Genomic DNA, 25087 nt, shown 5'->3' with positions numbered 1-25087 from the left:
TTAAATTAAAATATTTTTGGGTTGCTAATATCACTAATCAATGGCATCAACAACTTTTTCAGATTAGTAAAGCTATAAGAAATTTGCTCATAAATACTATTAATTGAATCAATATTGCAATTATTATATGAAGATTCAGAATTGGTTATAAATACCCCGGCCATTTCGAACACGCCTGGTACAATATTTATCCTGTTTTCAGAGTTATCATAAAACTCCAGCGGCTTGTATACCACCCGGGGATAGATAACAAGAAAATAGAAGTCCGCCTCCTTTTGCACAATAAAATTTACATGAGGATATTTTGACAACGAATAGCTCCTCCCTAAAACCTTTTCTATTTCCAGATAAACATCAAAAAGCCAATTCTTATCTTTACTTCTTAAAACAATAGAGGATTTGAGATTCTGTTTTTTAAGAAAAATATCACCTGCTGAACCAGCCAGTAAGGTTGAGAAACACTCACCTTCAGATAAAAAATCAAAGAGTGGGATATACTCCTTATCTAAAAGATGACAATAAAAATGCCTCTTCTCTTTATCTGGATAATTGATACCATCACACATAACAAAGCTATCGCGGTACTCATCTGCAAGCAAAAGCATATCTCTTACTCTTTCAATATACTTTCTTCTGTGATGCAAGGAGTCAAAGATCAGGTTGTGCCCGGGTAATATCGAATCTGAGTATGTGGTTATGTGATATTTTCCTTGCAACAGACCAGGCCCGGCCTTAAGTGAACCCCTAAGGGAACATAAAAGGCAATCTCTTGTGGATATACTGTTTACCAGTCTATTCACCACCGATTCCCTGGCCAAAAGGAATACCACAACACTCTGGGTGTTTAATTCTAATATCTTATAATCATCGATTAAAGAATAATTTAAGAAACCGGCAGTATCAAGAAAACTCTTATGCATAAAAAATGGAAGACCTACACAAAGATAAGCCTTCCATTATTATAAAAATATAAATTTCTTTTAATTTTCGCTAAGGAAACGTTCTGCATCAATAGCAGCTTTACATCCAGAACCGGCAGCTGTAACAGCCTGACGATATTGGTTATCCATCACATCACCACAGGCAAATACTCCGGGCACATTTGTTTTTGAACTACCTCCAATGGTTTTGATATAACCAACTTCATCGGTATCAATATACTCTTTAAAAATATCGGAATTTGGAGAGTGGCCAATAGCCAGGAAGAATCCATCAATATCAATCTTAACCTCTTCTTCGTTTTCCTCACCCTTATTTTTCCAAAGAATAGCACCTTCTACAACACCGTCTCCTGTTAAACCTTTGGTTTGATGTTTCCACAACACTTCAATATTTTCGGTAGCAAGCAATCGGTCCTGCATCACTTTTGAAGCCCTAAGAACATCACGGCGAACAATAAGGTAAACCTTTTTAGCCAATCCAGCAAGGTACATAGCCTCTTCGCATGCAGTATCCCCGCCTCCAACAACGGCTACATCTTTTCCTCTGTAGAAAAATCCATCGCATGTTGCACAAGCAGAAACTCCACCTCCTGCATATTTTTGCTCATCTACCAATCCCAGATATTTGGCCGTAGCACCAGTGGCAATTATCAGTGTTTCTGTTTCAACCACTTTATTGCCATCCACAGTTATTTTAAACGGGCGTTCAGACAAATCAGCTGCCGATGCATATCCAAAGCGGATGTCAGTACCAAAACGTGCTGCCTGGTTTTTAAGATCCTCCATCATTGCAGGTCCGGTAATACCTTCGGGGTATCCAGGGAAATTTTCAACTTCGGTTGTTGTTGTAAGCTGTCCTCCAGGCTGCATACCTTCATAAAGAACCGGGCTCAGGTTAGCTCTTGCTGCATAAATTGCAGCAGTATACCCAGCCGGGCCTGATCCAATAATTAACACTTTTGTTTTTTCTACTTCAGATGCACCTTGCTTTTCATTTTCATTAGCACCTAAATTCATTTTTTCAAACAATGCCATAAGTATATCTTATTTTATTTATTTACAATAACTCCCGAAAAACGTTTGCAAAGTAAAGATTATATTTCAAGCAAACGATGACAAAACTAATCTTTATTTCTTTTAACACCATTTAATTATGGCTGGAATTATGATTTACTATTTCAGATAAAAAGAACACGGAACCATAAAAAAGGTTCACCATTACTGCAGATCAAATACTGAAACCGAATCAACATCAAAAGCCAGTCCCCCAACCAATCCCAATCCATTAGAAACATTGGAATACACATTACTCTGCTCATAAAAAGGATCTTCCCTAAAGGCCTCCTGTTCAGCAACAGATCTTACATATTTATAGTATTCCGGAGATAATGAATAAAGATAAAAATGAAGCGTTTTTCTTTTAACACCATCGGAAGGAGATAAATACTGATTAGGAATCAGGAACGACACCGTATAATACTGTCCGTTAAACAAATAATCTTCGAAGGTACTCTGATAGTCAATATCTGCAATCAACACAGCCTCATAATCACTTGCAAGAAAAACTTTATCCTGTTCAATAATATCCACAGTTTCTACCTGGCAGCTATTTTGTCCTTCTACCTCTGTATAAGTATATGCTTCAACCTTTACCTGATAGTAATTCCTGATAGAAGCGGCATCATAAATTCCTAATTCACACTTCAACATCTCCTCCTCAGTATTCTCGTCATTAAACTCCATCACACGAGCTGTATCAACGGAAATAATTTGTGCAGCAACAGGAACAATGGTCTCTGCACTTATAACAGTGCTATCATTTACACTAACCACTACATTAACCGTATCGTGCCTTTTAACAACTACATCTTCCAGCATCATCATATCCTCCTCAGTTGAGTAAACGGATTCTGATACAATCTGGTTATTGATACGTATTGTAGCATGAGCCCCTGTCACCTTATTATAGTTTTGCAAGGATAATATATCTGTTGTATAACTAACATGCAAGTTCATAGCACTATCAGCCATAGGAAAAGAATACATCACCAATCTGGATTTCTGGTTTTGGATCTGATAATCCAAACTCTTCTCACATGACGAAAAAACAAATCCCAGCAATAACAGGAAAAACCATATGGCACCTTTTTCTTTTATCATCATGGCATTAAAATTTTAATGTATAACGAATATAAGGTATTGGGAACGGGAAAATACTAAGTTGTTTCAACTCCCTTTTCATATTACCTGTAGACTCATCAATTTCATTTGAGAAATATAGGGAAAATGCATTTTGCCTCCCGTATAAGTTATAAACACCCATGGTCCATACACGTTCTCCCCTTTTGGTCTCCTTCTTCAAATTTATCCCAACATCCATCCTGTGAAAAACGGGCATTTTATAACCATTATATGTAGATATATACTCTGAATATCCACTTTGAAGGCTATTATCGCTACCGGGCAACCTGGGGTTATAATATTTTTGAGAGGGTAAAGTAACCGTATTACCGGAGCCAAACAGCCATGTGGCTGAAATATCAATTTTGGGACTCACCTCATAACTCCCAAAAATACCTAAATCATGTCTCCTGTCGTTCGTTGTTGGAAAGCTTTCTCCCCCGTTTAATTCTGCATATTTTTGAATGGCCTTAGCCAAAGTATAACCAACCCAACCAGTGAATTTACCGGTTTTTTTATGAATTAGAAACTCCAATCCTTTTGCATTCCCAACGCCCCTTACCAACCCTTCTTCCCATGAGTTGGTATAAACATCAGAGACATTATCTTCCCCTTGCGCAATAAGGTTATGATAATCTTTATAATATCCCATAACAGAGATATCAAAACCTTTATTTATCTCAAACTTTCCACCTATTGAAACCTGAGTGGCATGTTGTGGTTTAACATTATCGGATACCGGAATCCAATAATCAGTTGGCAAAGAGACTGCTGATGTAGAAAGTAAATGCATATACTGAGTCATTCTGGAATACGAAGCTTTTAATGCCAGCTTTGGTGTTACAAGATAACGCATTGACAAACGGGGTTGCCAAGACCTATACCACTTCCCCTTTGTAAAATATAACGAACCATGCATACCCGCATTTACTTTAATGTTGTGGGTCAAATCAAAATCATCTTCTAAATACAGATATAGCTCATTACCATGTACATTTTTACCTCCAATGGTTGAATCCAATACTGTAGCTGTGTTTCTGGACTCCCTAATTATATCAGATCCCGGATTAAAGGCATGAAAAATATAATTCCCCCCAAACCGAACATGGTGACTTGGGGTTAAAAAATAATCAAAATCCACCTTTGCCAGATAATCTGTTATCCCACTATAAGCCTTTTGCTCATAATAATCCCAGGTATCATAATCAATTAAATGCTCTTCGTGGCCAACAAAATATGTATAATTACTATATGCCAGGGATATGTTTGAAAATAATTTATCACTATATATCTTATTCCACCTAAATGATGATACTGTATTTCCCCAACCTGAATAATTTTCGTCGTTTACATCAATGGTTTCTGTTCCATCAATAGGTTGACTGGGGTTCCGTACTTCAGAAAAATTGTACTTTGTATAAACACGGTCACGCCCCCCATAAAAGCTTAAATACAATCTATTCTTATCATTAACCTTATGCGTAATTTTTGCATTGGTATCATAAAAATAAAACGAAGTTCTGGAATTGTTGGCTGATTGGATCAGCATAGAAACCAGATCGTAATAAGACCTTCGGAACGAAAGGCTAAAAGTAGTTTTTTCTTTATACAATGGCCCATCCAGTGCCAGCTTGGAGGACATCATACCTAAACTGGCTGTCCCCTTTATTTTTTTATCATTTCCATCCTTTAATCTGATATCAACCACCGAAGACAGGCGCCCGCCATAACGTGCAGGAAAACCACCTTTGGTTACAGTTACATTATTGATGGCATCTTCATTAAACACTGAGAAAAAACCAAAAAGGTGTGAAATATTATAAACAGGTACATCATCAAGCAAAAACAAATTTTGATCAGCACTTCCACCCCTGACAAACAATCCGCTTACACCTTCACTCCCCCCATTAATACCAGGCAAAAGCTGCAAAGTCCTTGCAACATCTATTTCGCCCATGAATGCGGGAACTTTTTTTATTTGAGCAACAGGCAGGCTGATAGTACTGTTTCTTGTAGAGTTGATTCCTTCAGGCGTAATAAAACTTACTATAGGGATTTCACTTATGGAAGCATTTTCCTGAAGAGAAAAATTAAGTACTGTATCATTTTTCAGATAAAAACGATGCTGAACACTTTCATACCCCACATAAGAGCAATTTATTACCACCTCGCCCTCCTGAAGTATCAGGTTATAATATCCAAAATTATTTGAGTTAATCCCCTCCCAAAGATGTGATTCATATACTGAAGCTCCAATCAGGATTTCACCATCCTTTTTACTCCTGACAAAACCGCTGATACAAATCTCTTTATTGTGTGAGTGGCTATTATCAGGAAGTAAGATTATCTTATTCTTTCTTTCTGATATAACTACAGGGCAGTCATGGAATAGTTCGTTAATAAAACCTTCTATGGTATTTCGCGAAGAAGAAAGAATCACGTTGTTATCCAGGCACAACCGATTGCTATAACTAAAAGGAATCCCTACTTCATTCTCCAATATTTGTAATAATTCAAGCGTTGAGCCTGAGACTTTAGGAATATCAATTTCCTTTTGCAGGATTGATTGTCCATAAGAAAACAAACAACTAGAATACAGAACAGTAAGTGTACAAATATATTTTAAAACTCTGCTTAGGTTCATTTAAACAGTACCACAATAACATTTCTAATTAAACTCTTGCGAATTTAATCAGAGATTGTTAAAACAGAACCATTTAATTTTATTTTTTTATTGAAGTGAATCTGTAATTCTTCCAGAATGTCTTTTAAATCCTGATTTTCAAAGGTAGTAGTAACCTTAATATCAACATCTTTACACAAATATTTAACTTCCTCTATTTCGTCAAAAGCTTTTTGTAAATCGGCACATATTTGTTTTAGTGAAGCTTGCTCAAACTTTAATGCACTAGATTTCCAGTATAAATCATTATAAGAGAGGATGTTTTCTTCAGTTACCACACCATCTTTTACTATAGCCCTTTCTCCCTTAGTCAGTTCCACTCTCTGTTCATATGCCTGCACCCCAACTTTTCCGGAAACAACCAATACCGATAGCTGTTGATTAAGTTCATTTACATTAAATTCTGTACCTAACACTTCTACTGTGGCATCATCCACATTTACGACAAAGGGGGTATCATTATGAGTTACGTCAAAAAAAGCTTCTCCATTCAAATACACTTCCCTGGATGCCTGGGTATTGATAGCTTTATTATATACTAACTTACTGTTTTTATTTAATACAACTACTGAATTATCAGGAAGAACAATCCTTTCAATTTTATCTCCGGATTTATAGGCTGTTAACCGACCGAATCCTGGTACTTTTAAATAAAGGAATAAAGCTGTTGACAAAAATAAAGCAGGCAACAGAACAGCTGCCATTTTTCTTAAACCGAATACCACATTTAATTTTCGGGAAACTCCTTTTGTACCATTTTGTTGCAATACATTTTTAACTATCTCAAAATCTCCCTGCACATCGATTGACTCAAACACTTTTAAATGTTGGCTTTTGTTCCACACATATTCAAATTTAGCGAACTCGTCTTCATTTTGTGCAGACTCCCCCCTCCACTTATTTAAAATAAGCATTTCTTCCTCTGAAATATCATTGGTTAAATATCCAACAATAATCCTTTCCATATTTTCCTCGTTATTCCTCACTTTCTGTACTGTAAATTCAACAATCCTACAACCCGAAATTAATGTTTAATGAAAATGCATCAGACTAAAGAATTCTTCCTCTGCCACAACTTCTTCAACCTCAACTTCATCAACTACATTGTTAATTTGTTGTTGCTGTATTTCTTCAGGATTACTTAGTAATTCTGCAATCATTTGTAATAAGAATTCCATAGTTGTACTTTTTACGAGTTATTGTGAATGTATGACAATTACTTTTATTACTACACGTATATTATATTTTTAAAATAATTCATTTAGAATTATTCTTAATTATATCCCCAATAGCACTATAAAAATCCCAATGGCTACAGAAACCAATATTCCCATGTATTGTGAAAGCTTTTGACGCATTTTTTTTAGTGCATTACTAATTTGTGTCTCCACAGTACGTTTTGATATTGAAAGCTCATCTGCAATTTCCTGATTTGTTTTCCCCTGAAAACGACTCATTTCAAAGATTTTACGACATTGTCCCGGAAGCGTATTTATCACTTGAAATATTTTATTTTCAAGTTCTGTTTCCTCCATGATATCATGAAATGCCCCTTCCGCTTCTTTGGATTCCTGAAAAAGTACAGAATGATGAGTTCTAAGAGTCTGTTCCCTTTTTAAATGGTTCAGGCATTTATTACGAACAGATTGATATAGATGTGCTTTTAACGAGGTGTGTATCTGAATTTCTTCTCTTTTTTCATAGAAGTGAACTATAACTCCTTGCACAAGATCTCTTGCCATATCAATATCAAAAACCAGTTTGTTAGCAAAAACAACCAGTGGCTGGTAATAGGCAACAAAAATCTGTTCAAAGGCAGATTCATCCCCACGTGAGAGTCTTGTTAATAATTCCTTTTCTGTCATAAATTCCAAAATTCCCTACAAAACTATATATTTTTTATTCTTCTGCAGTTTTTTTCTTATCAAGTGAACAATCCTAAGGATAAAACATGATATTTTTTAGATAGACAAGAATTATTATTACAGGTTGTCTGCTTCGCAGTAATTAAATTTACTTTTCGAACAATTTTAATACAACTTTTTTTATATATTTGCAATCCGATTTCGGGATGTGGCGCAGCCCGGTTAGCGCACTGGTCTGGGGGACCAGGGGTCGCAGGTTCAAATCCTGTCATCCCGACTTTTACAAAACATTAAAAAAGCGATTAGAAAAACATCTAATCGCTTTTTTTATCCAGTATTTCTTAAGATGACTATTAATCACAACTCTTACCCTGTGACAATATTTTAACGGCCTTTTGATTCATAATACTCTTTCAAAACAAAAAAGGCTTTTTTCTTGTATCCTTTTTCTGATATTAAACCTTTACGATTCCAACCATCCTGTATTTCCGGTAACTGGCGTAATGGGGATTGAAAGTCTACCAGGATCCAGGGCGTCATACCAGCGAGGCCATCAATTTTATCAAACATAGCAATACTTTCTTTATAAAGGTATTCCTGAAACTCCTCGCTCCATCGGGTTAAACTATCGCCATGAAATCCTTGTAAAGCGCCACCTCCAAATTCAGTTACGACAATTGGTTTTTCAAGACCCGCTTTAAAAGACTTAGTTCTGCATTCTTCGGGAAAACCTCCATACCAGCCAAGGTATTCGTTAAAACTAATAATATCCAGTTTTTCCATTAATGGATCATTATAAGTATAAACGCTGTCTGGATGCCCATCTGCTTCCTGGTCCTTTTTGCAAGCGGCGGATATTAGCCGTGTATCGTCTATTGATCTGATATAATCTGCTAAATCCGATAAAAACTTTGTTCTGTCTTCAGTTGGGGCTGTTTCATTAGCAACTGACCAAATGATTGAACTAGCCCGGTTATAATCACGATTGATCATCTCGGTATACTGAGCTTTTGCTTTTTTTAGCACTTCAGGGTTTCCCCATTGAATTCCCCAATACAGAGGTAGCTCTTCCCAAAGCAGCATTCCCATTTTATCGGCTAATCGCACAATTTTTTCCTGATGCGGATAATGGGCTAAACGTAAAAAATTACATCCTAATTCCCGGGCCCAACCAAGCATTAGTTTTGCATCCTCTATATTATTTGTACGATCTTTACGTAATGGATTTTCATCGTGCAAACAAATCCCTTTTAAAAAGACGGGCTTTCCATTTAACAGAATCTGTTTTCCTTTTGTTTCTATCGTTCTAAACCCTATTTCATCACTTATTTTATCGCTACCTGCAGTTATAGTAACTGTATACAATTTAGGGTTTTCAGGCGACCAAAGTTCTAAATGTTTTACTTCAAGTGTAAATTCTGTATCTCCTTCTTCATTAACTGAAATTTCTTTGTCTATTTTCAGTTCCGGGATGATTACGTTTGCTTTCTTGGGTAATTCAGATCCGGCAAATTGAATCTTACCCTTAATTTTTTTTGTTTTAAAATTAAGAGCTGATTTATCAAGAGCAATAAAATAGTTGTTAATGAAAGTTTTAGGCACTTCAATGATTTTTACATCGCGGGTTATCCCTCCATGATTAAACCAATCCGTAACCTTTGCGGGTATATAGTCTGCTTCCCGTGAATTATTTACTCCTATAATAACATAATTATCCTTTTCTTTCAACAGGTCTGTTACTTCGTATGAAAAAGGCGTGAAACCACCTTCATGTTTACCTAATATTTTACCATTGAGGGAAACGGTAGTTTTATAATTGGATGCACCTATATAAATAAAATATCGTTTATCTTTCGAGATATTCTCCTTGTTAAATGTTTTGCGATACCAAACAGAACCTTCATAATAGTTTAATTCTGGCTTTTGAATATTCCAACTCCCGGGCACCCACAACGTTCTTCCTGAAGTAAATCCATACTCTACCCTGTCTGATTTATCCTTTGGCTCGTAGTTTCTGAATATAGGCATCCCTCCCATTCCTCCAGTTTCATAAGCATCTACTACATATTGCCACTTACCATTTAAACTGGTACAGGTGCGGTTAAAAGTATTTGAAATAAAGATTTTTTGAGCCTGGGAATAGCTTAATGAGAAGCATATTGCCAGAATAAACAGTAGCATGAGTTTTTGTGTAGTCATAATAGATTTATATTACAATAAACTAGGAAAAGTAAAGTTACATTTTATGATTTAAATATGTTAGTGCCCTTTAGCGTCCATTAGCATTTTTACATTATAGTCCGCCTCTTTACCTTATTATCCACTAAAATACCCTCTGATTAAGAATTGTTGAGTTAAAAAACAAAGCCCTAATATATTTTTAAATGTAAATAGTCTCTGCAAGAAAACTCCGGTTTTATAGTTAACCCCATCGCTCACCCCTCGTCCCCTGAAGGGGAAGCCTCTCGCGCACTGTGGGTTGAGACTCTCCCTTTAATGTCTGTTCCGAACTTGTATTCGGGAAAGTTGGAGGGTGCGGGTTGGGAAAAAATCGAGTTTTCTTGCAAGTACTAAATATCATATCAGAATATTACTCAACCCGTTATTTTAAATTTTCATTAAAGAAAGACTCTAATTTATCAAAAGGAATGATATCTGTTTTATCATATAAATCAGTATGAACCGCACCTGGAATAATCATTAATTCCTTAGGTTCGTTTGCTGCTTTATAAGCATCTTCACTAAAGTAACGTGAGTGTGCATTTTCTCCTGCAATAATTAAAATAGGACGTGGAGAAATTTCATTGATGTAAGTCATCAAAGGCATATTCATGAATGATAATGCATTGGTTGCAGTATATGAACCATTAGAGTTGATAGAACGAGAGTGGAAACCTCTTTCCGTTTTATAATAATTAACATACCCTTTTACGAATTCAGGTTCTTGTCCTGTTAGTTGCTCTGGTTTTGGCAATCCTGCAGTTCCATAAGCAGGGGTACCGGCCTCTGCATCTTTCCATCTTTGTTGCCCCAATTGCTCTAATGTTTGTGAACGTTGTTCAGCTGTCATGCTATCGAAATAACCTTTAGCAGTAACGCGCGACATATCGTACATACTTGCTACAGCAATAGCTTTAACTCGTTTATCAGCAGCCGTGGCATTTAAACCCATACCTCCAAAACCGCAAATACCCATAATACCTGCTTTTTCTCTGTCAATAAATGATTGAGTTCCAAGAAAATCAATTGCAGCACTAAAGTCTTCAGTGTTAATATCTGGAGATGCTACATTTCGTGGTTCACCACCACTTTCACCTGTATATGAAGGATCAAATGCTACCACAGCAAAACCTCTCTGAGCTAATTCATTGGCATATAAACCTGAAGCTTGTTCTTTTACAGCTCCGTAAGGTCCACTAACAGCAATTGCAGGAAGAGGCTCAGTTCCTCTGTCATTAGGTAAATACAAATCACCTACTAACTCAATACCATAACGGTTTTTAAAAGATACTTTTTGACGAGTTACCTTATCGCTTAATTTAAATGTATAATGCTCTTCTGTTTCTGTATTTTTCATCTTGTTTTCTTTATTTTTTATTTCTGTACATGCTTGTGTCAATAATAATATTGACATTACTCCCACCATTAATATTTTTCTCATTTCTATTTTGTTATTTGCATAACAATATTTTAATTAAGATATCTTTTGCTATTTGAGCCAAAGTTTATTTATATCACCATGCTGTAAATCCCTATAGCCAAACTCTTAACAACCTAATGATTTACTGACCTAATGACCTATTAATCTATCACCCTAACATATTGTATTCTTCATCTGTTAAAGGTCCGCCCCATTCCGTTGTAGATCCTTCTACAGGGACCGACATGGCTACATGAGCAAACCAACTGTCTTTTGTTGCTCCATGCCAATGGTTAACTCCTGCCGGAATATTTACAACATCGCCAGGATTTAATATTTGTGCAGGTTTTCCTTCTTCCTGATACCAACCTGTTCCGGCAGTACATAATAAGATCTGACCACCTCCCTGATGAATATGCCAGTTGTTGCGACATCCTGGCTCAAAGGTCACATTAAATGTAGGTACTCCTTCTAATGTTAATAATGCCAAATAACTCTGTCCAACAAAGTATTCTGCGTAAGCATCATTTTTCTGTCCTAATGGAAATATTTGCTTAAAATCACTCATTTTATTTACTCATATTTTATACAAAAAAAAGGTTTCACGGCAATGATAATGTAATAGTTACATCACCATCCCCTAATACTTCTTTTAATTCCGAAGCATTAATATTATCTATTTTACCAAAACTCCTAATACGCATATTATATTCTTCATTTTTTATTCTTTATGATCTTTACAAAAACTACTCTTTGACGGTAATAAACCGATTACAAATATGGAAGGAAACAACACGAATAACATACCTTAATTACAGTAATAATTACCTTAATTACGGAATATATCACGTTATAAACATGACGAAAAAAGGAGTTTTTACTTATACTACTTTTCTGCAAAAATGCTTTTAAAAGCCTTCTCTGTTCTTATCAATCCTTCTAGCAAAGTATCTTTAGGGCAAGCAATATTTAATCGCATAAATCCCTCTCCTGCTTTTCCATATATAACACCTTCGTTTAGTCGTATATTTTCAGCTTCAATCATTTTATCCAACAATTCTTTTGATGTCATATTTAATACAGAACAATCAATCCACATCAAGTAAGTGGCTTGGAGTGGTAAAACAGGAAATTCAGGAAGTTTCTCCACAAAGAATCCCTTAACCATTTGGTAATTACCCCATAAATAATTCTTTAAATCTTCCAGCCATTTTTCTGAATCAGGATGTGTATATGCAGCTATTAATGCTTCAATGGCAAACGGACTAATATCACATACTTCGTTAATATTAATTGCTTTATCAATTTTTTGTTTGATTTGTGGATTATATGCTATGATATTAGCAACCTGTAAACCAGCTAAGTTAAATGTTTTGCTTGGTGCAATACAAATTGCGGAATTCTCCAAAAATTCAGGACCCATAGAACCAAAAGGAATATGAGTATGTCCATTGTGTACCAAATCGCAGTGAATTTCGTCGGATATAACAAAAACATTATTTCTAAAACATATATGGCCTATCCTTTCTAATTCTTCTTTTGTCCACGCTCTTCCTGCAGGATTATGAGGATTACACAATAACATAACCTTAGCTTTTGGATCGGCTACTTTCATTTCTAAATCATCAAAATCAATAGAATATGTACCATCAGCATATATTAAATCGTTCGAAACGCTTTCGCACTGGTTATTGCGAATGGAAGAAAAGAAACAATTATATACCGGTTCCTGAACAATTACTTTATCTCCAGGCTGAGTCATGGCTAAAATAATTGCAGACACAGCAGGAACCACTCCAATGGTGTATATCATCCAGTCCCTTTCAATTTTGAAGCAGTGTCTCCTGCTAAACCAATCGATTACTGCATTATAATAAGCATCCGGCACATTGGCATAGCCAAAAACACCATGTTGCACTCTTTTAGCCAGTGCATCTATAATTGGAGGTGCTGTTTTAAAATCCATATCAGCCACCCACATAGGTAATACCTCGTTATTTGAATTCGTATCCCATTTGTAGGAGTTACTTCCTTTACGATTTATTATTTCGTCGAAATTATATTTCATATTAAAAGTTATAAGTTGAAAGTACCTAGTTGAAAGTTTATAAAGTAAAAAGGTGTATTTCAATAAATACCTCTACTTCTATGCAAGGTTATATCTTGTGACCCTATCTCTTAATAATTTATTTGTTGATAATTACTGTTAATGAGAATATCAAGATCTTTCTGAACACAACAGGGTTTTACCCTATTCTATTATATCACGAACTAGTCCGTGGTTTCAGTCTTTTAAGTACTTATACAAGCTGCAAATTCCCTTCTTCTTGTTCCCTACTCCCTTTCTCCATATTATTTACTTCACACTACGCCCTTTGCTCTATGCTCATAGCCATAACCTTGTTACCCTTAACCCTTCTACCTTTTACCTTGTTACCCATCTACACATTAACCTCATCTTTTACTTTAATCAAGCAATCTCCAGGCTTTTTACAGTTTTCGTCAATAATAATTTCACCAATATTATCCGCTAAAATCTCCCCACTTCTTGGATTTTTTATACTTGCTATTGAACCTTTAATTTCAGCTATTAAAGAACTGTATTCAAAAGCCAAATCAGCATCTTCTTTCATTTCACAGTTTTCCATTATAAGATTTTGAGCATAACACAATGGTTGTGTACCTGCTATGATGCAATTTACCAGACGTAAGTTTTTTGAGTGCCAACCTAAATATTCACCCTCGATAACAGAATCGTAAACGGTCACATTTTCTGTATTCCAAAATGCATCTTTGGTTTTTAAATATGAATTACGGATTTCAACATTTTTAGTGTATTGAAAACTGTAGTTTCCTTGAAGTGTAAGATTATCTATTTTAATATTTTCGCAATTTTTAAAAATGTAATCTCCATTATTGACTTCAACATCTTTAAACTCAACATTCTTACACCACCAGGTACATTCTTGAGCATCGGTCAATTTTACATTTTGAATGTACAATCCATCAATTTCCCGAAACATTTTTGGTGCTTCAACACGAGTGTTCACCATACGTAAATCATCACAATACCAAATTGCAGCTCTTCCCCCTTCTGTAAACAATGAATCATCTATAACAGTGTGTGAATTGTGCCAAAATGGATATTTACCCATAAATACACAATTGATTGCATTTACATTATTCGATTCTTTTAATGCCGACTCTCCGGTATAAATCTTTACATTTTCAAGTTGTACATTATTTGATGCAAATAATGGTCTCTCTCCCTGAAAAGACTTGTTTTCTATTATATTCATTTGAATCTGTGTTTTGTTAAATTTTACAGGATACAAAGATGAAGAAGTGCCTATAAACAAACTGACCATAATTACGGTAGTATTTACCATTTTTACGGAATCTGGTTTTATATACTGGCTGATGCCTATATAGAACGTACTAAAGAAATAGATTCTTTTATCTGACAGGAATAAAATTATATATTAAACATACCAATCAAGGGTTAAAAAACGAACACAGAGTCGCCAAGACACAGAGTTTAATATTTTTTTTCAAAATCCGTTAGGATTTACTTCTGTGCACTATTTTCTTTCTATTAATAAAGATACTTTATCATTGTCATTATTCATGAAAGTGCCGTTTATACCAACCAAGTATATAAAAAAACTCTGTGCCTTTTTGTCTCTGTGTTTATTTTTTATTTCAACTCTTGATTCGCATTAAACATTAATGTTTCATCTCCCGATAAAATCATCAACATACCTCAATTACGGATATACTTACCCATATTCCGGAATGTAAACCTCGAGAGAAACACTTAAAAGAATAGCTCTTTATATTTGCACCAGAATTAAGCAAGTACCCAATCAACAAAAACATTTAATAAAAATAAACGTGCTTATTATCAAGTAATAATAAAGAACCAATATGAATTTAGATTTTACTTATCACAACCCAACAATTATCCATTTTGGAAAAGAAGCATTAAGCAATTTAAAAGCCGAGTTAGCGAATTATGGCGATACTGTAATGTTGGCTTATGGAAAAGGTTCTATAAAAAAAATAGGACTTTATGAACAGGTTGTTTCTATTTTAAAAGAATGTGGAAAAAACATTGTTGAAGTAACAGGTATTATGGCTAATCCTACATGGGAAAAAGTAAAGGAAGGAGCCAAAATTGTTAAAGATAATAATGTAGACCTTATTCTTGCTGTTGGTGGAGGTTCTGTTATTGATTGCGCAAAAGCAATTTCGGTTTCAGCATACAGTGAAGAAGACGCTTGGACTAAATACTGGTTACAGTTTAAACCTGTTGATAATAAAATTGTACCCGTTGCATCTATCCTGACTTTAGCAGGAACAGGATCTGAAATGAATGGAGGTTCGGTTATTACAAACGATGACATGAAACTTAAAATGGGACGTGTATTCCCTCCAAATGTTTATCCTAAGTTCTCTATCTTAAATCCGGAATATACTTTCTCATTACCTAAATATCAGATGGTAAGTGGTATTTTTGATATGATGTCGCACCTTATGGAAGCATATTTTTCGGGTGAAGATGACACAACCTCAGATTATATTGTTGAAGGTGTACTTCGTTCTATTATTCATAGTGCTAAAATTGCTATTAAAAATCCTGAAGATTACGAGTCGAGAAGTAACTTAATGTGGAGTGCGACACTTGCTATGAATCCATTAATGGGATTAAGTAAACCACAGGATTGGCAAGTGCATATGATTGAACATCAGATTGGTGCATATACAGACTGTGCTCATGGTATGGGATTGGCAGCAGTATCACTTCCTTATTACCGTTTTATTTACAAAAACGGATTAGATAAGTTTGTTCGTTTTGCAACTCAGGTTTGGGGTATTGAAGAAGAAGGAAAAACAAAAGAAGAAATTGCTCTTGCCGGAATTGATGCATTAGAAACGTTTGTAAAAGAATGTGGTATAGTTATCAATTTAAAAGAGCTTGGAGCTACTGAAGAAATGTTACCTGCCATTGCTGAATCTACAGTTATCTTAGGTGCATATAAAAAATTAACTTCTGATGATATTCTTGAAATATTAAAAGTTGCTTACACCGCTTAATAAATCCACCTTATAAAAATCCCCCGTAATGAATAGGTATGATCTACCTATTTTTGAGTTGTTGTTTCTGATATTTTAAATCTCAAACAACAACTCTTTTCATCTGTTTAAATTTGCTTTTAATTGCCATATGGAACCCGCCAATAATCATTCTCGTGTTTAAATACAGACCTATAATGGCTTGTTTCACATTACTCAACAAGGTTAAAATCCAAAAGAATATAATGCCAACTCCTATTACATTAAAAGTAGACGATACAATAATATCTGCAACGTTAAATGATCCTACAGAAACACAAACGGAATGCAAGAGGCTGCCTTGTTCAAAAACTAAAACCACATTACTAATTAAGTATAATCCAATTATTAAAACATCATCAAACTGATAAAGGAAAAACTTACAATGTTTTTATATATTTATAAACTATATTATTTAAAGTTTTTTCCATGTTATTCAGATTTTGGCTTTCATTTTTCATTTTACTAATCTCCACATTTTCCTTTGCAAGTAAAAAATACACTATTGGTTTTTCTCAATGTGGACAAAGAGATAACTGGCGACTAAAAATGGAAGCAGAGATGGAAAGAGAATTGCTATATCATCCCGATCTATCTATAATTATTAAACAAGCTTTAGATGATAGTAAAACGCAATTAGAACAAATTGATGAGCTTTTGAATCAAGACATTGACCTTTTAATAGTTTCTCCAAATGAAATAAATCCTGTACAAAAAGCAATTGAAAAAGTTTATAAAAAAGGAATACCTGTTATTCTGATTGATCGTAGAATTGATTCCGATTACTATACTGCATATATTGGTGGAGATAATTATGAAATAGGAAGATTCGCTGCTGAATATATAGGTGGAAAACTAGATTATAAAGGTAACGTATTGGAAATACAAGGAGCCATGACAATGTCTGCAGCCGTAGAAAGAAGCAATGGTTTCAATGACGCCTTGGCCAACTACTCAAAACTAAAAAATGTTTACAAAATACACTCTTTTTGGAATGAAAATATTCTTGCTGACAGTTTGCCTTCAGGTTTCAATCAACACCCGGATATCAAAGCAATATTTGCTTTCAATGATGATCTTGCGTCTGACGCAGTTGATGTCCTCAAAAAACACACAAATTATTCTGATTTAGTTGTAGTGGGTGTTGATGGTTTGGCAACACCCAAAGGAGGAATTTCAATGGTTGAAAACGGAACTATAACAGCAACAATAATTTACCCAACAGGAGGAAAAGAAGCCATACAAATCGCATCTAAGATACTTCATAATAAACCTTTTAATAAAAATAATCTTCTGCCTACTGTTGTTATCGATAAAACAAATGTAAAAACAACCCGGCTTCAATATAATCACATCGAGACACTCCAACAAGATATTGACAGGTCAAAGAATATGCTTGAAAAATTGGAAGAACAGTATCAATCACAAAAAACATTGTTGTTAATTGCTGTATCATTACTTTTAATCGTTATCCTTCTTACTGCATTAGTTTTTAGAGCTTTCAGACATAAGAATATTGCAAACCTTAACCTTGAGAGACAAAAAGAGGCTATTTCAAAACAGAATATTGAACTAAAACGAGTATCCGAACAATTAGATGAAGCGACTAAGGCTAAACTTAAATTTTTTACGAATATTTCGCATGAGTTCAGAACTCCTTTAACCCTTCTGTTAGGTCCTGTATTTGATATGGAAAATGATGCAGACCTTAATGAGAAGAATAAGTGGAGACTAAATTTAATTCATAAAAATGCAAAAAGGCTGTTAAAGCTAATAAACCAGTTGATGGATTTCAGGAAAATAGAGATGGAAAAAATGGGATTATTAGCTAGTGAATATGATCTTGTAGAATTTCTTCAATCTATTAAAAATGACTTTATCAGCCTGGCATCAAACAAAAATATTAACCTTAGCTTTAATACTAATGTTGAGAATATACCGGTTTGGTTTGATAAAGGTCACATGGATAAAGTATTTTTTAACCTGTTATCGAATGCTCTGAAATTTACGGATCAGGAAGGAACTATAAAAATACACTTAAGCCAGGTTACATATACATTTGGTGATAAAGAAAAAGAGTGCGCCAAAATTATTGTTGAAGATAATGGCCGAGGAATATCAAAGGAACACTTGAATAGGATTTTTGATCGTTTTTATCAAATAGAACAAAGTGAAAACCGTTTAGAAGGTACAGGAATTGGCCTTTCATTAACCAAGGGATTAATTGAAATTCATAAAGGAGCAATTGAAGTATGGAGTGAAAAAGGTAAAGGTACACGATTTAGTATATTCCTTCAATTGGGGAATGAGCATTTTGAACCAGATGAAATAAACCAGTCGCAAACAGAAAAAGGCTTGATGGATGATCTTATAAAAACAGAAACTGATCTTGCTATAAATGGTTCCTATTCTGAAAAAAAGGTTGTTAACGAGAACATTAATAAACCGGTTTTATTGCTTGTTGAAGATAATGAAGAATTAAGAAATTATATTAAACAAAGTTTGATTCAGAATTATATTATTGTAGAAGCCGGGAATGGTAAAGATGCGCTAGATTTAATTGATGAAAACGAGTTAGATTTAATTATTACCGATGTTATGATGCCTGAAATGGATGGACTTGAGTTTACCCAAATTATAAAATCAAAAATTGAAACCTGTCATATCCCGGTAATCATGCTTACAGCAAAATCATCTGAAGAACAAGTTATTGAAGGTATCGAACAAGGAGCTGATGATTATATAACAAAACCATTTAGCGCAAATTATCTTTATGCTAAAATCCACCAACTCATTGAAAACAAAAACAATATAAGAAAATACTTTAAAGAACTAGGGGCTAACATGCCGAGGAAAGGACTCTCTAAACTAGACAATCGTTTTATCAAAAATATTGACAGTTTAATTTTAGAAAATTTGAATAACGAGCAATTCGGAGTTGAGTTCTTAGGTGAAAAAATTGGCATGTCGCGGGTACAACTATACCGAAAAATTAAACAAATGACAGAACTATCCCCTAATGATTATATAAAATCTATACGACTAAAAAAAGCAATTAAATTAATGACAGAGGAGAACCTTACCATTTCTGAAGCTTCTTTTAAAACGGGTTTTAGTACGCCTTCCTACTTTTCTAAATGCTTTAAGGATATTTATAAACAGACACCAAGGGAGTATTTAAATGAGATAAATCAAAAGTAATTTTTTTGTATAAAAAAAGAGGATGTCCTCTCCTCGGAAAAAAACACCCTCTTTTACTTGCCCAATTTGCTATACGATCATTATGATAAAATCTTCCTAATTATCCCAAATAGATTTTAATTCATACAAAGCAGCTTTATTGATTGCTATTCCACCATTCTTTGCAAATGCATTAATGGTACGGTAATCTTCTTTAGGAAAAACAAGGCTTGTCATTACCTTTTCGCCATTGTTCACAAATATTTCTATAGACGACCAATCTACAATAACTCTAAAATTCAATGTACTTTTTGCTTGATATGGCGCATATTGTAGTCCGTTAAAATCCTCAGAGAAATCTGAGACACCAGAATTATCTCTGTTAATGATCAATTCCTGTTTAGTTGAGTTATAGGAAACAATAAATTCCTCACCATCCTCATTTTGTAAAGAGAATCCATATTCTGAAACACTATTAAGTTCTGAATGATTAATCGTTTCAAATTCAAGTATAAATTCACATGGTAACTTTATTTCTTGAAATACTTTTTCAGATCCCAAGATCATAAGTTGCTCCTTAGTTTTCATTTCTTTTCTGAGTGTTTCAAATTCGTTTACCGGTATAGATGTTACAATTAAATCCTCACCTTCACTTTTAAATTTTAATTCTCTGGTAACAGTCATTGCTGAACGCCATCTTTCGGTTGGAACTTTAGTAGCATACTGCCAGTTACTCATCCAGCCAATAAATAAGGTTCTTCCATCTTCCTCCGGTATATCTGACCAGGTAACGCCCGCATAGTTATCCTTTCCATAATCCAGCCAATAAAGGTTCTTATTTTCATTTATAAATTCATGACCATCAAAGCTTCCCACAAAGTATTGCGTACCGGAACCGCCATTAGGAGCTCCCGGATTGATACTAACAAAAAGCACCCATTTTTCCTCTCCTGAAACTTCATCCATTATTGGAAATAAATCGGGACATTCCCACACTCCTCCATAAGCTCCCAGCTCTGGTTGAAAATCACTTTCGTGTTCCCAGTTTTTTAAATCTTTTGAAGAATAAAAGCTAATACGGTCTTTAACCGCAAGACTCATGATCCACTTTTGCTGTGGTTGATACCAACGTACTTTAGGATCACGAAAATCTTTAATGCCCGGATTTGTTAATACAGGATTGTTTTCATATTTAGTCCAGGTTCTGCCCTTATCATTGCTATATGCAATACCCTGAGTTTGATAATCATTTGCACCTTCCATCTCCTTAACCCTATCGTTATAGGTATATATAGTTATCAATGGGGGAACTCCATCTTTACCAAAACCAGAAGTATTATTCCAATCTACTACTGCACTACCAGAATAAATATATCCCAAACTATCCGGGTATAATGCTATAGGCAAATGCTCCCAGTGAACAAGATCATTACTAACTGCATGACCCCAATGCATGGGTCCCCAAACATTACTATCCGGGTAATACTGGTAAAATAAGTGATATTCTCCTTCATAATAAAACATACCATTCGGGTCATTCATCCACATACTATCCGGAGTAAAATGAACTTGTGGTCTGTACCTTTCAGAATAGCGTGTTACTCTTTCCACTGTCGAATCCTGCTTATTAGTTTTTGATTGGCATCCAAATGCCAGAATTATCAGAAATATTATAATAAATGCTCTCATACCTTTAATTTATTTATCCCATAAACCCTACTTATCTTCTGTTAGAAGAAATACACCACTATCAAACTGATCGGATATTTGTAGCTCAACACCAACATTCATCAAATACTCGCCTTTAAAAGTCAGGCCATTTCCCCAAAAACGATTTTTACCATTTTCATTGATCTCTTTAATTGTATAATCTTTTAATGGATCAAGTCCGTTTAACTTAATAGTAGGAAATAATCCTCTTGAATGAGGCTCTATGCTAAAGGCAAATAATGCAGCTGTCTTTTTGTTCTTTGAAACAAATAATTGCGATGCCCAACCTCCTTCATCATAGGGTGATATTAAGCGATAAAGATCTCCTTCTGTTACCAGTGGACGTATATGTTGTTTGTAATTATTGATTGCATCTATAGCAAAAATCCGCTCTTCTCCCTTTATATCTTTTGGCTGAAGTTCCATTCCCAAACGACCAGTCATGGCTACATCAAATCTGAATTTAAGAGGAGTGACTCTTCCTGTCTGGTGATTAGGACTGGTAGACACATGAGAAGCTGATGCTACGGGCGGATAAATCAGGTTAGTACCATACTGAATAAATATTCTTGATAAAGGATCTGTATTATCGGAAGCCCAGAATTCATTGTGATATTTTAATGCACCATAATCAAGACGTCCACCTCCTGAAGCACAATCCTGAATCACAAAATTTGGATATTTTGCACGGATACGCTCATAAACAGAATAAAGCCCCTTAGTATATGATACCCAAAAGTGAGTTTGCTCTGAATCCGGCAAATAGGTTGAACCAACTTGTTCTACATGGCGGTTGGCATCCCATTTAATGTATTCTATTTTAGGATGAGTAGTTAAAAGACTGTCAACCATATTGTAAATAAAATCCTGAACCTTTGGATTAGATAGATCGAGTAAAAGTTGATGTCTCCATGTAATTTTATCCCTTCCCGGACTTTGAACTATCCATTCCGGATGCTTTTCTGCTAATTCGCTTGCTGGGTTTACCATTTCCGGTTCAATCCACAAACCAAATTTTATTCCTTTAGAATTTGCATGTTTAATCAAATAGTCTAGTCCACGAGGTAATTTTTTGGTATTAGTTTGCCAGTCTCCCAATCCTGCATTATCATCATTACGAGGATACTTATTACCAAACCATCCATCGTCAAGTACAAACATCTCCACTCCTATTTTCGCAGCCTCATCCATCATACCAGTAAGCGTTTTCTCATCAAATGAAAAATAAGCTCCTTCCCAACTGTTCAATACTATATCGTGGGATTCATATCCACCTGTCATACCATACTTTCTTCCCCAACGGTGTAAGTTACGTGATACTTTCCCCTGACCTTCATTACTGAATGTATAAATCATTTCAGGTGTAGTAAAAGTCTCTTCCGGTTTTAGGTTCCATTCAGCTAGAAAGGGATTGATGCCAGAAAGTACATTCAGGTTTTTCCACTCATCAATTTGAAAAGACAGACGATAATTACCAGACCAGGCCAAAGCTCCGCCATAACATTCACCTTCATTTTCAAGTGCCGGATGATCAAGGCTTAATATAAACGATGCATTCTCACCTTGGGTTGTACGTACTCCTTTCTTTGATTCAATAACTTTAATTCCATTTTCTATTTTCTCTTCCACCTTTTGCATTTCTCCGGCCCACGGACCATAAAAATGAGTCAGATAATAACTTTCTGAATTCACTTTCAAGAAGGAAGAATAAAATCTTTTAAGCGTTATTGCTTTGGGTTGGTGATTAATAATTTTTACCCATTGAGTAATAACATCTTCTGAAACATAGGCTTTTGTATGCAACTCTACCTCTAAGGCGTAAACTTTATCTTTTAATTTGATGATTGAATGAGAAACACCTTCTTCAGATTTATCCATATCATGTCCCACATAAGCCAGTTCTGTATTCAGGCTTCCATCTGATTGGATAGCTGCAAATGCCGGTTCATTTATATTTCCTAATCCCATAGTAGGATAAGCCTCATAACTTAAGTCTCTGTCAGTATCAAGTTTACGATAAGATTGTTGATGGTGAAAAGGTTGTACATCTTCAATTCTTTTACCATAATATTGAAATACCAATCTATTATTCTTATCAACCGAATAAACTAAAGATGTTTCTTTTGTATGAATGGGAATAACAGCTTTATTTTGACTGAATACAGCACTGCTAAATATCAGCAAAACCAACATCACATTGCTCATCCATATTCTCTTTATATATTTATTTTTTATTGTCTCCATAACTATTTATTTAAGACTCTTATAATCCAGTCTGATTTCCATTTAATAATTTCACATGACCGTTTTCTGCAAAAAGATTCAGGTGCTTTATTCCTTCTGGTAATGCACATTTTTTAGTCATTGAAATAAATCCGTCAATGGCAAATATCTCCACTGATGCTTGATCGATGATTATTTTAAGATCGAGTGTAGATTTATCAATAGCATAAAAAGCGTAATCAATGTCGGTGTATTTTTCTGTGACTTTATTCTTATCTTCTTTTCTAACAAAGAAATAACGTCTTACACTATTATAACCAATAATGGTCTTTTCATTTTGATGATTTATTATTTCAATCCCAAAAACTTCGGCTAAATCCAAATAAGTCCGGTTGTTTACATCAAAAGTCAGGTTTAATGCTATTGGTAACTCCAAATTTTTACCAAGAGCGAATTGATCTTTAATATTCTGTGGTTGAAAAGGTAACTTTGTATTATTCTGTGTTTCATTATACTCTACTGGCACAGATTTTAGGTAATAATCATTGAATTTGTTTATTAAAGTCAGTTTTCGTGGTAAAGTATACAATTCAGGCATCCCATTATTATTAATAGAATTTCCATATTTACTATTGTTTATCCATCCAAGGTAATAACCGGGCTCTTCCGGTTCATAATAGTTTGTTACACCTACCCCGGCAAAATTATCACTTCCATTATCCACCCATTTAGGCTTATGTGTGATTGGATTAAATTCAAAACCATTAAACTCTCCTACAAAATACTGAGTTCCACTTCCATTATTAGGAGCACCTTCTGTTGTGCTTACAAAAAGAACCCAATATTTATTGTTTGAGTTATCAACTCCTATTTGAAAAAACTCAAGGTCTGTCCATTCTCCTTTTTTCTCGTCAACTTTATTTCCAAATTCATAAAAGTACTCCCAGTTTAACAGATCGTCAGAGAAATAAAACTGAACATGATAACCTGATAATACCAACATTACCCATCTCTGCATTTCTTCATGCCAAATCACTTTTGCATCTCTAATGTCTGAGTTGGTGTTATAAAGTTGAATATCGTATTCTGGTTTCTTTAACCAACTATTACCGTCATCAGTGCTAATTGCTAAATTGATAGACTTAAAATTACGGTTTTTTGATTCCGCCTTACTACTGGTATTAGTGTAAAATCCAATAAAAGTAGGATTATCAGATGCCAGACCACTCTGATTATTTTGGTCGACCACAACACTCCAAACCCCAATTGATCCAAGAGAATCCAGTTCATTGGTTTTTGTTGCTTGATGCCAGTTTTCTAAATCCTTACTAATTGCATGCTTACAATGAATTAATTGGTCATTTTCTTTTGCCTGATAGAATAGGTGATATTCTCCATTATGCAAGAATAGTTCCTTTGGAGCTCCCAACTGCATCTCTTGTGATACAAAGTGAATTCCATGTGATTTAATCTTAGAATCCATCTTGCAACCATGTAACGATAACAGTATTAATATAAAAGGTATAACAAAAAATGCCTTCATCGTAAA

17 protein-coding genes and 1 tRNA gene are annotated in these 25087 nt (G+C 34.7%); 3 read left to right on the top strand and 15 right to left on the bottom strand.

Annotated elements, in window-relative coordinates; all coding sequences use genetic code 11:
- Nucleotides 1–5: 5 nt before the first annotated feature.
- The 7 genes from OM074_RS04060 to OM074_RS04030 all read right to left on the bottom strand — a co-directional run bounded on the left by OM074_RS04060 (nt 6) and on the right by OM074_RS04030 (nt 7670).
- Nucleotides 6–920, bottom strand: coding sequence for a hypothetical protein (locus tag OM074_RS04060; RefSeq protein WP_301198009.1), 915 nt, complete (start codon nt 918–920; stop codon nt 6–8).
- Nucleotides 921–980: 60 nt separating this feature from the next.
- Nucleotides 981–1976, bottom strand: coding sequence for a thioredoxin-disulfide reductase (trxB, locus tag OM074_RS04055; RefSeq protein ID WP_301198008.1), 996 nt, complete (start codon nt 1974–1976; stop codon nt 981–983).
- A gap of 183 nt (nt 1977–2159) precedes the next feature.
- Nucleotides 2160–3104: a DUF4249 family protein gene (locus OM074_RS04050; protein ID WP_301198007.1), complete on the bottom strand. Its 945-nt coding sequence runs from the start codon at nt 3102–3104 to the stop codon at nt 2160–2162.
- 4 nt (nt 3105–3108) lie between these two features.
- Nucleotides 3109–5766 (bottom strand): TonB-dependent receptor, encoded by a 2658-nt coding sequence (locus OM074_RS04045; protein ID WP_301198006.1) that lies wholly within the window; start codon nt 5764–5766, stop codon nt 3109–3111.
- A 44-nt stretch (nt 5767–5810) separates the two neighbouring features.
- Nucleotides 5811–6770, bottom strand: coding sequence for a FecR family protein (locus OM074_RS04040; RefSeq protein WP_301198005.1), 960 nt, complete (start codon nt 6768–6770; stop codon nt 5811–5813).
- 66 nt (nt 6771–6836) lie between these two features.
- On the bottom strand, nt 6837–6983 hold the full coding sequence (locus tag OM074_RS04035; RefSeq protein ID WP_301198004.1) for a hypothetical protein: 147 nt from the start codon (nt 6981–6983) through the stop codon (nt 6837–6839).
- A 99-nt stretch (nt 6984–7082) separates the two neighbouring features.
- Entirely contained in the window at nt 7083–7670 is a 588-nt protein-coding gene (locus tag OM074_RS04030) for an RNA polymerase sigma-70 factor (RefSeq protein WP_301198003.1), read from the bottom strand.
- 202 nt (nt 7671–7872) lie between these two features.
- Between OM074_RS04030 and OM074_RS04025 the strand changes: the two genes are divergently transcribed.
- A tRNA-Pro gene (locus tag OM074_RS04025) sits at nt 7873–7947 on the top strand.
- A gap of 107 nt (nt 7948–8054) precedes the next feature.
- On the opposite strand, the gene OM074_RS04020 is transcribed toward OM074_RS04025, so the two are convergent.
- The 5 genes from OM074_RS04020 to OM074_RS04000 all read right to left on the bottom strand — a co-directional run bounded on the left by OM074_RS04020 (nt 8055) and on the right by OM074_RS04000 (nt 14609).
- Entirely contained in the window at nt 8055–9869 is a 1815-nt protein-coding gene (locus tag OM074_RS04020; RefSeq protein WP_301198002.1) for a glycoside hydrolase family 2 protein, read from the bottom strand.
- Nucleotides 9870–10272: 403 nt separating this feature from the next.
- Entirely contained in the window at nt 10273–11331 is a 1059-nt protein-coding gene (locus tag OM074_RS04015) for an alpha/beta hydrolase (protein WP_301198001.1), read from the bottom strand.
- A gap of 148 nt (nt 11332–11479) precedes the next feature.
- Nucleotides 11480–11878, bottom strand: a complete 399-nt coding sequence (locus tag OM074_RS04010) for a cupin domain-containing protein (protein WP_301198000.1) — start codon at nt 11876–11878, stop codon at nt 11480–11482.
- Nucleotides 11879–12196: 318 nt separating this feature from the next.
- A complete protein-coding gene (locus OM074_RS04005; protein ID WP_301197999.1) occupies nt 12197–13378 on the bottom strand; it encodes a MalY/PatB family protein in 1182 nt (393 codons plus the stop codon).
- 373 nt (nt 13379–13751) lie between these two features.
- Nucleotides 13752–14609 carry a DUF3737 family protein gene (locus OM074_RS04000; RefSeq protein WP_301197998.1) on the bottom strand — a complete coding sequence of 286 codons (858 nt, stop codon included), beginning with the start codon at nt 14607–14609 and terminating at the stop codon, nt 13752–13754.
- Between the two features lie 628 nt (nt 14610–15237).
- On the opposite strand from OM074_RS04000, the gene OM074_RS03995 reads away from it, so the two are divergent.
- Nucleotides 15238–16407, top strand: a complete 1170-nt coding sequence (locus OM074_RS03995) for an iron-containing alcohol dehydrogenase (protein ID WP_301197997.1) — start codon at nt 15238–15240, stop codon at nt 16405–16407.
- A gap of 447 nt (nt 16408–16854) precedes the next feature.
- Nucleotides 16855–19626 (top strand): hybrid sensor histidine kinase/response regulator transcription factor, encoded by a 2772-nt coding sequence (locus OM074_RS03990; protein ID WP_301197996.1) that lies wholly within the window; start codon nt 16855–16857, stop codon nt 19624–19626.
- A 96-nt stretch (nt 19627–19722) separates the two neighbouring features.
- Here OM074_RS03990 and OM074_RS03985 read toward each other — a convergent pair whose 3' ends face one another.
- Genes OM074_RS03985 through OM074_RS03975 form a run of 3 tightly spaced genes read right to left on the bottom strand, consistent with a single transcriptional unit; the run spans nt 19723 to nt 25021 of the window.
- Nucleotides 19723–21294: a glycoside hydrolase family 32 protein gene (locus OM074_RS03985; RefSeq protein ID WP_301197995.1), complete on the bottom strand. Its 1572-nt coding sequence runs from the start codon at nt 21292–21294 to the stop codon at nt 19723–19725.
- Between the two features lie 27 nt (nt 21295–21321).
- Entirely contained in the window at nt 21322–23559 is a 2238-nt protein-coding gene (locus tag OM074_RS03980) for an alpha-galactosidase (protein ID WP_301197994.1), read from the bottom strand.
- Nucleotides 23560–23578: 19 nt separating this feature from the next.
- On the bottom strand, nt 23579–25021 hold the full coding sequence (locus OM074_RS03975) for a glycoside hydrolase family 32 protein (protein WP_301197993.1): 1443 nt from the start codon (nt 25019–25021) through the stop codon (nt 23579–23581).
- Nucleotides 25022–25087: the final 66 nt, after the last annotated feature.

It is taken from the genome of Plebeiibacterium marinum, from assembly GCF_026013615.1.
Taxonomy (GTDB): Bacteria; Bacteroidota; Bacteroidia; order Bacteroidales; family Marinilabiliaceae; genus Saccharicrinis; species Saccharicrinis marinus_A.
Note: the sequence above shows the minus strand (reverse complement) of the source record. Positions and strands in the feature narration are given on the sequence as shown.

Excerpts from the sequence above, each read along its gene's own strand:
- OM074_RS04060 (WP_301198009.1), bottom strand. The coding sequence starts at position 920 with ATGCATAAGAGTTTTCTTGATACTGCCGGTTTCTTAAATTATTCTTTA.
- trxB (WP_301198008.1), bottom strand. The coding sequence starts at position 1,976 with ATGGCATTGTTTGAAAAAATGAATTTAGGTGCTAATGAAAATGAAAAG.
- OM074_RS04050 (WP_301198007.1), bottom strand. The coding sequence starts at position 3,104 with ATGATGATAAAAGAAAAAGGTGCCATATGGTTTTTCCTGTTATTGCTG.
- OM074_RS04045 (WP_301198006.1), bottom strand. The coding sequence starts at position 5,766 with ATGAACCTAAGCAGAGTTTTAAAATATATTTGTACACTTACTGTTCTG.
- OM074_RS04040 (WP_301198005.1), bottom strand. The coding sequence starts at position 6,770 with ATGGAAAGGATTATTGTTGGATATTTAACCAATGATATTTCAGAGGAA.
- OM074_RS04035 (WP_301198004.1), bottom strand. The coding sequence starts at position 6,983 with ATGGAATTCTTATTACAAATGATTGCAGAATTACTAAGTAATCCTGAA.
- OM074_RS04030 (WP_301198003.1), bottom strand. The coding sequence starts at position 7,670 with ATGACAGAAAAGGAATTATTAACAAGACTCTCACGTGGGGATGAATCT.
- OM074_RS04020 (WP_301198002.1), bottom strand. The coding sequence starts at position 9,869 with ATGACTACACAAAAACTCATGCTACTGTTTATTCTGGCAATATGCTTC.
- OM074_RS04015 (WP_301198001.1), bottom strand. The coding sequence starts at position 11,331 with ATGAGAAAAATATTAATGGTGGGAGTAATGTCAATATTATTATTGACA.
- OM074_RS04010 (WP_301198000.1), bottom strand. The coding sequence starts at position 11,878 with ATGAGTGATTTTAAGCAAATATTTCCATTAGGACAGAAAAATGATGCT.
- OM074_RS04005 (WP_301197999.1), bottom strand. The coding sequence starts at position 13,378 with ATGAAATATAATTTCGACGAAATAATAAATCGTAAAGGAAGTAACTCC.
- OM074_RS04000 (WP_301197998.1), bottom strand. The coding sequence starts at position 14,609 with ATGAATATAATAGAAAACAAGTCTTTTCAGGGAGAGAGACCATTATTT.
- OM074_RS03995 (WP_301197997.1), top strand. The coding sequence starts at position 15,238 with ATGAATTTAGATTTTACTTATCACAACCCAACAATTATCCATTTTGGA.
- OM074_RS03990 (WP_301197996.1), top strand. The coding sequence starts at position 16,855 with ATGTTATTCAGATTTTGGCTTTCATTTTTCATTTTACTAATCTCCACA.
- OM074_RS03985 (WP_301197995.1), bottom strand. The coding sequence starts at position 21,294 with ATGAGAGCATTTATTATAATATTTCTGATAATTCTGGCATTTGGATGC.
- OM074_RS03980 (WP_301197994.1), bottom strand. The coding sequence starts at position 23,559 with ATGGAGACAATAAAAAATAAATATATAAAGAGAATATGGATGAGCAAT.
- OM074_RS03975 (WP_301197993.1), bottom strand. The coding sequence starts at position 25,021 with ATGGATTCTAAGATTAAATCACATGGAATTCACTTTGTATCACAAGAG.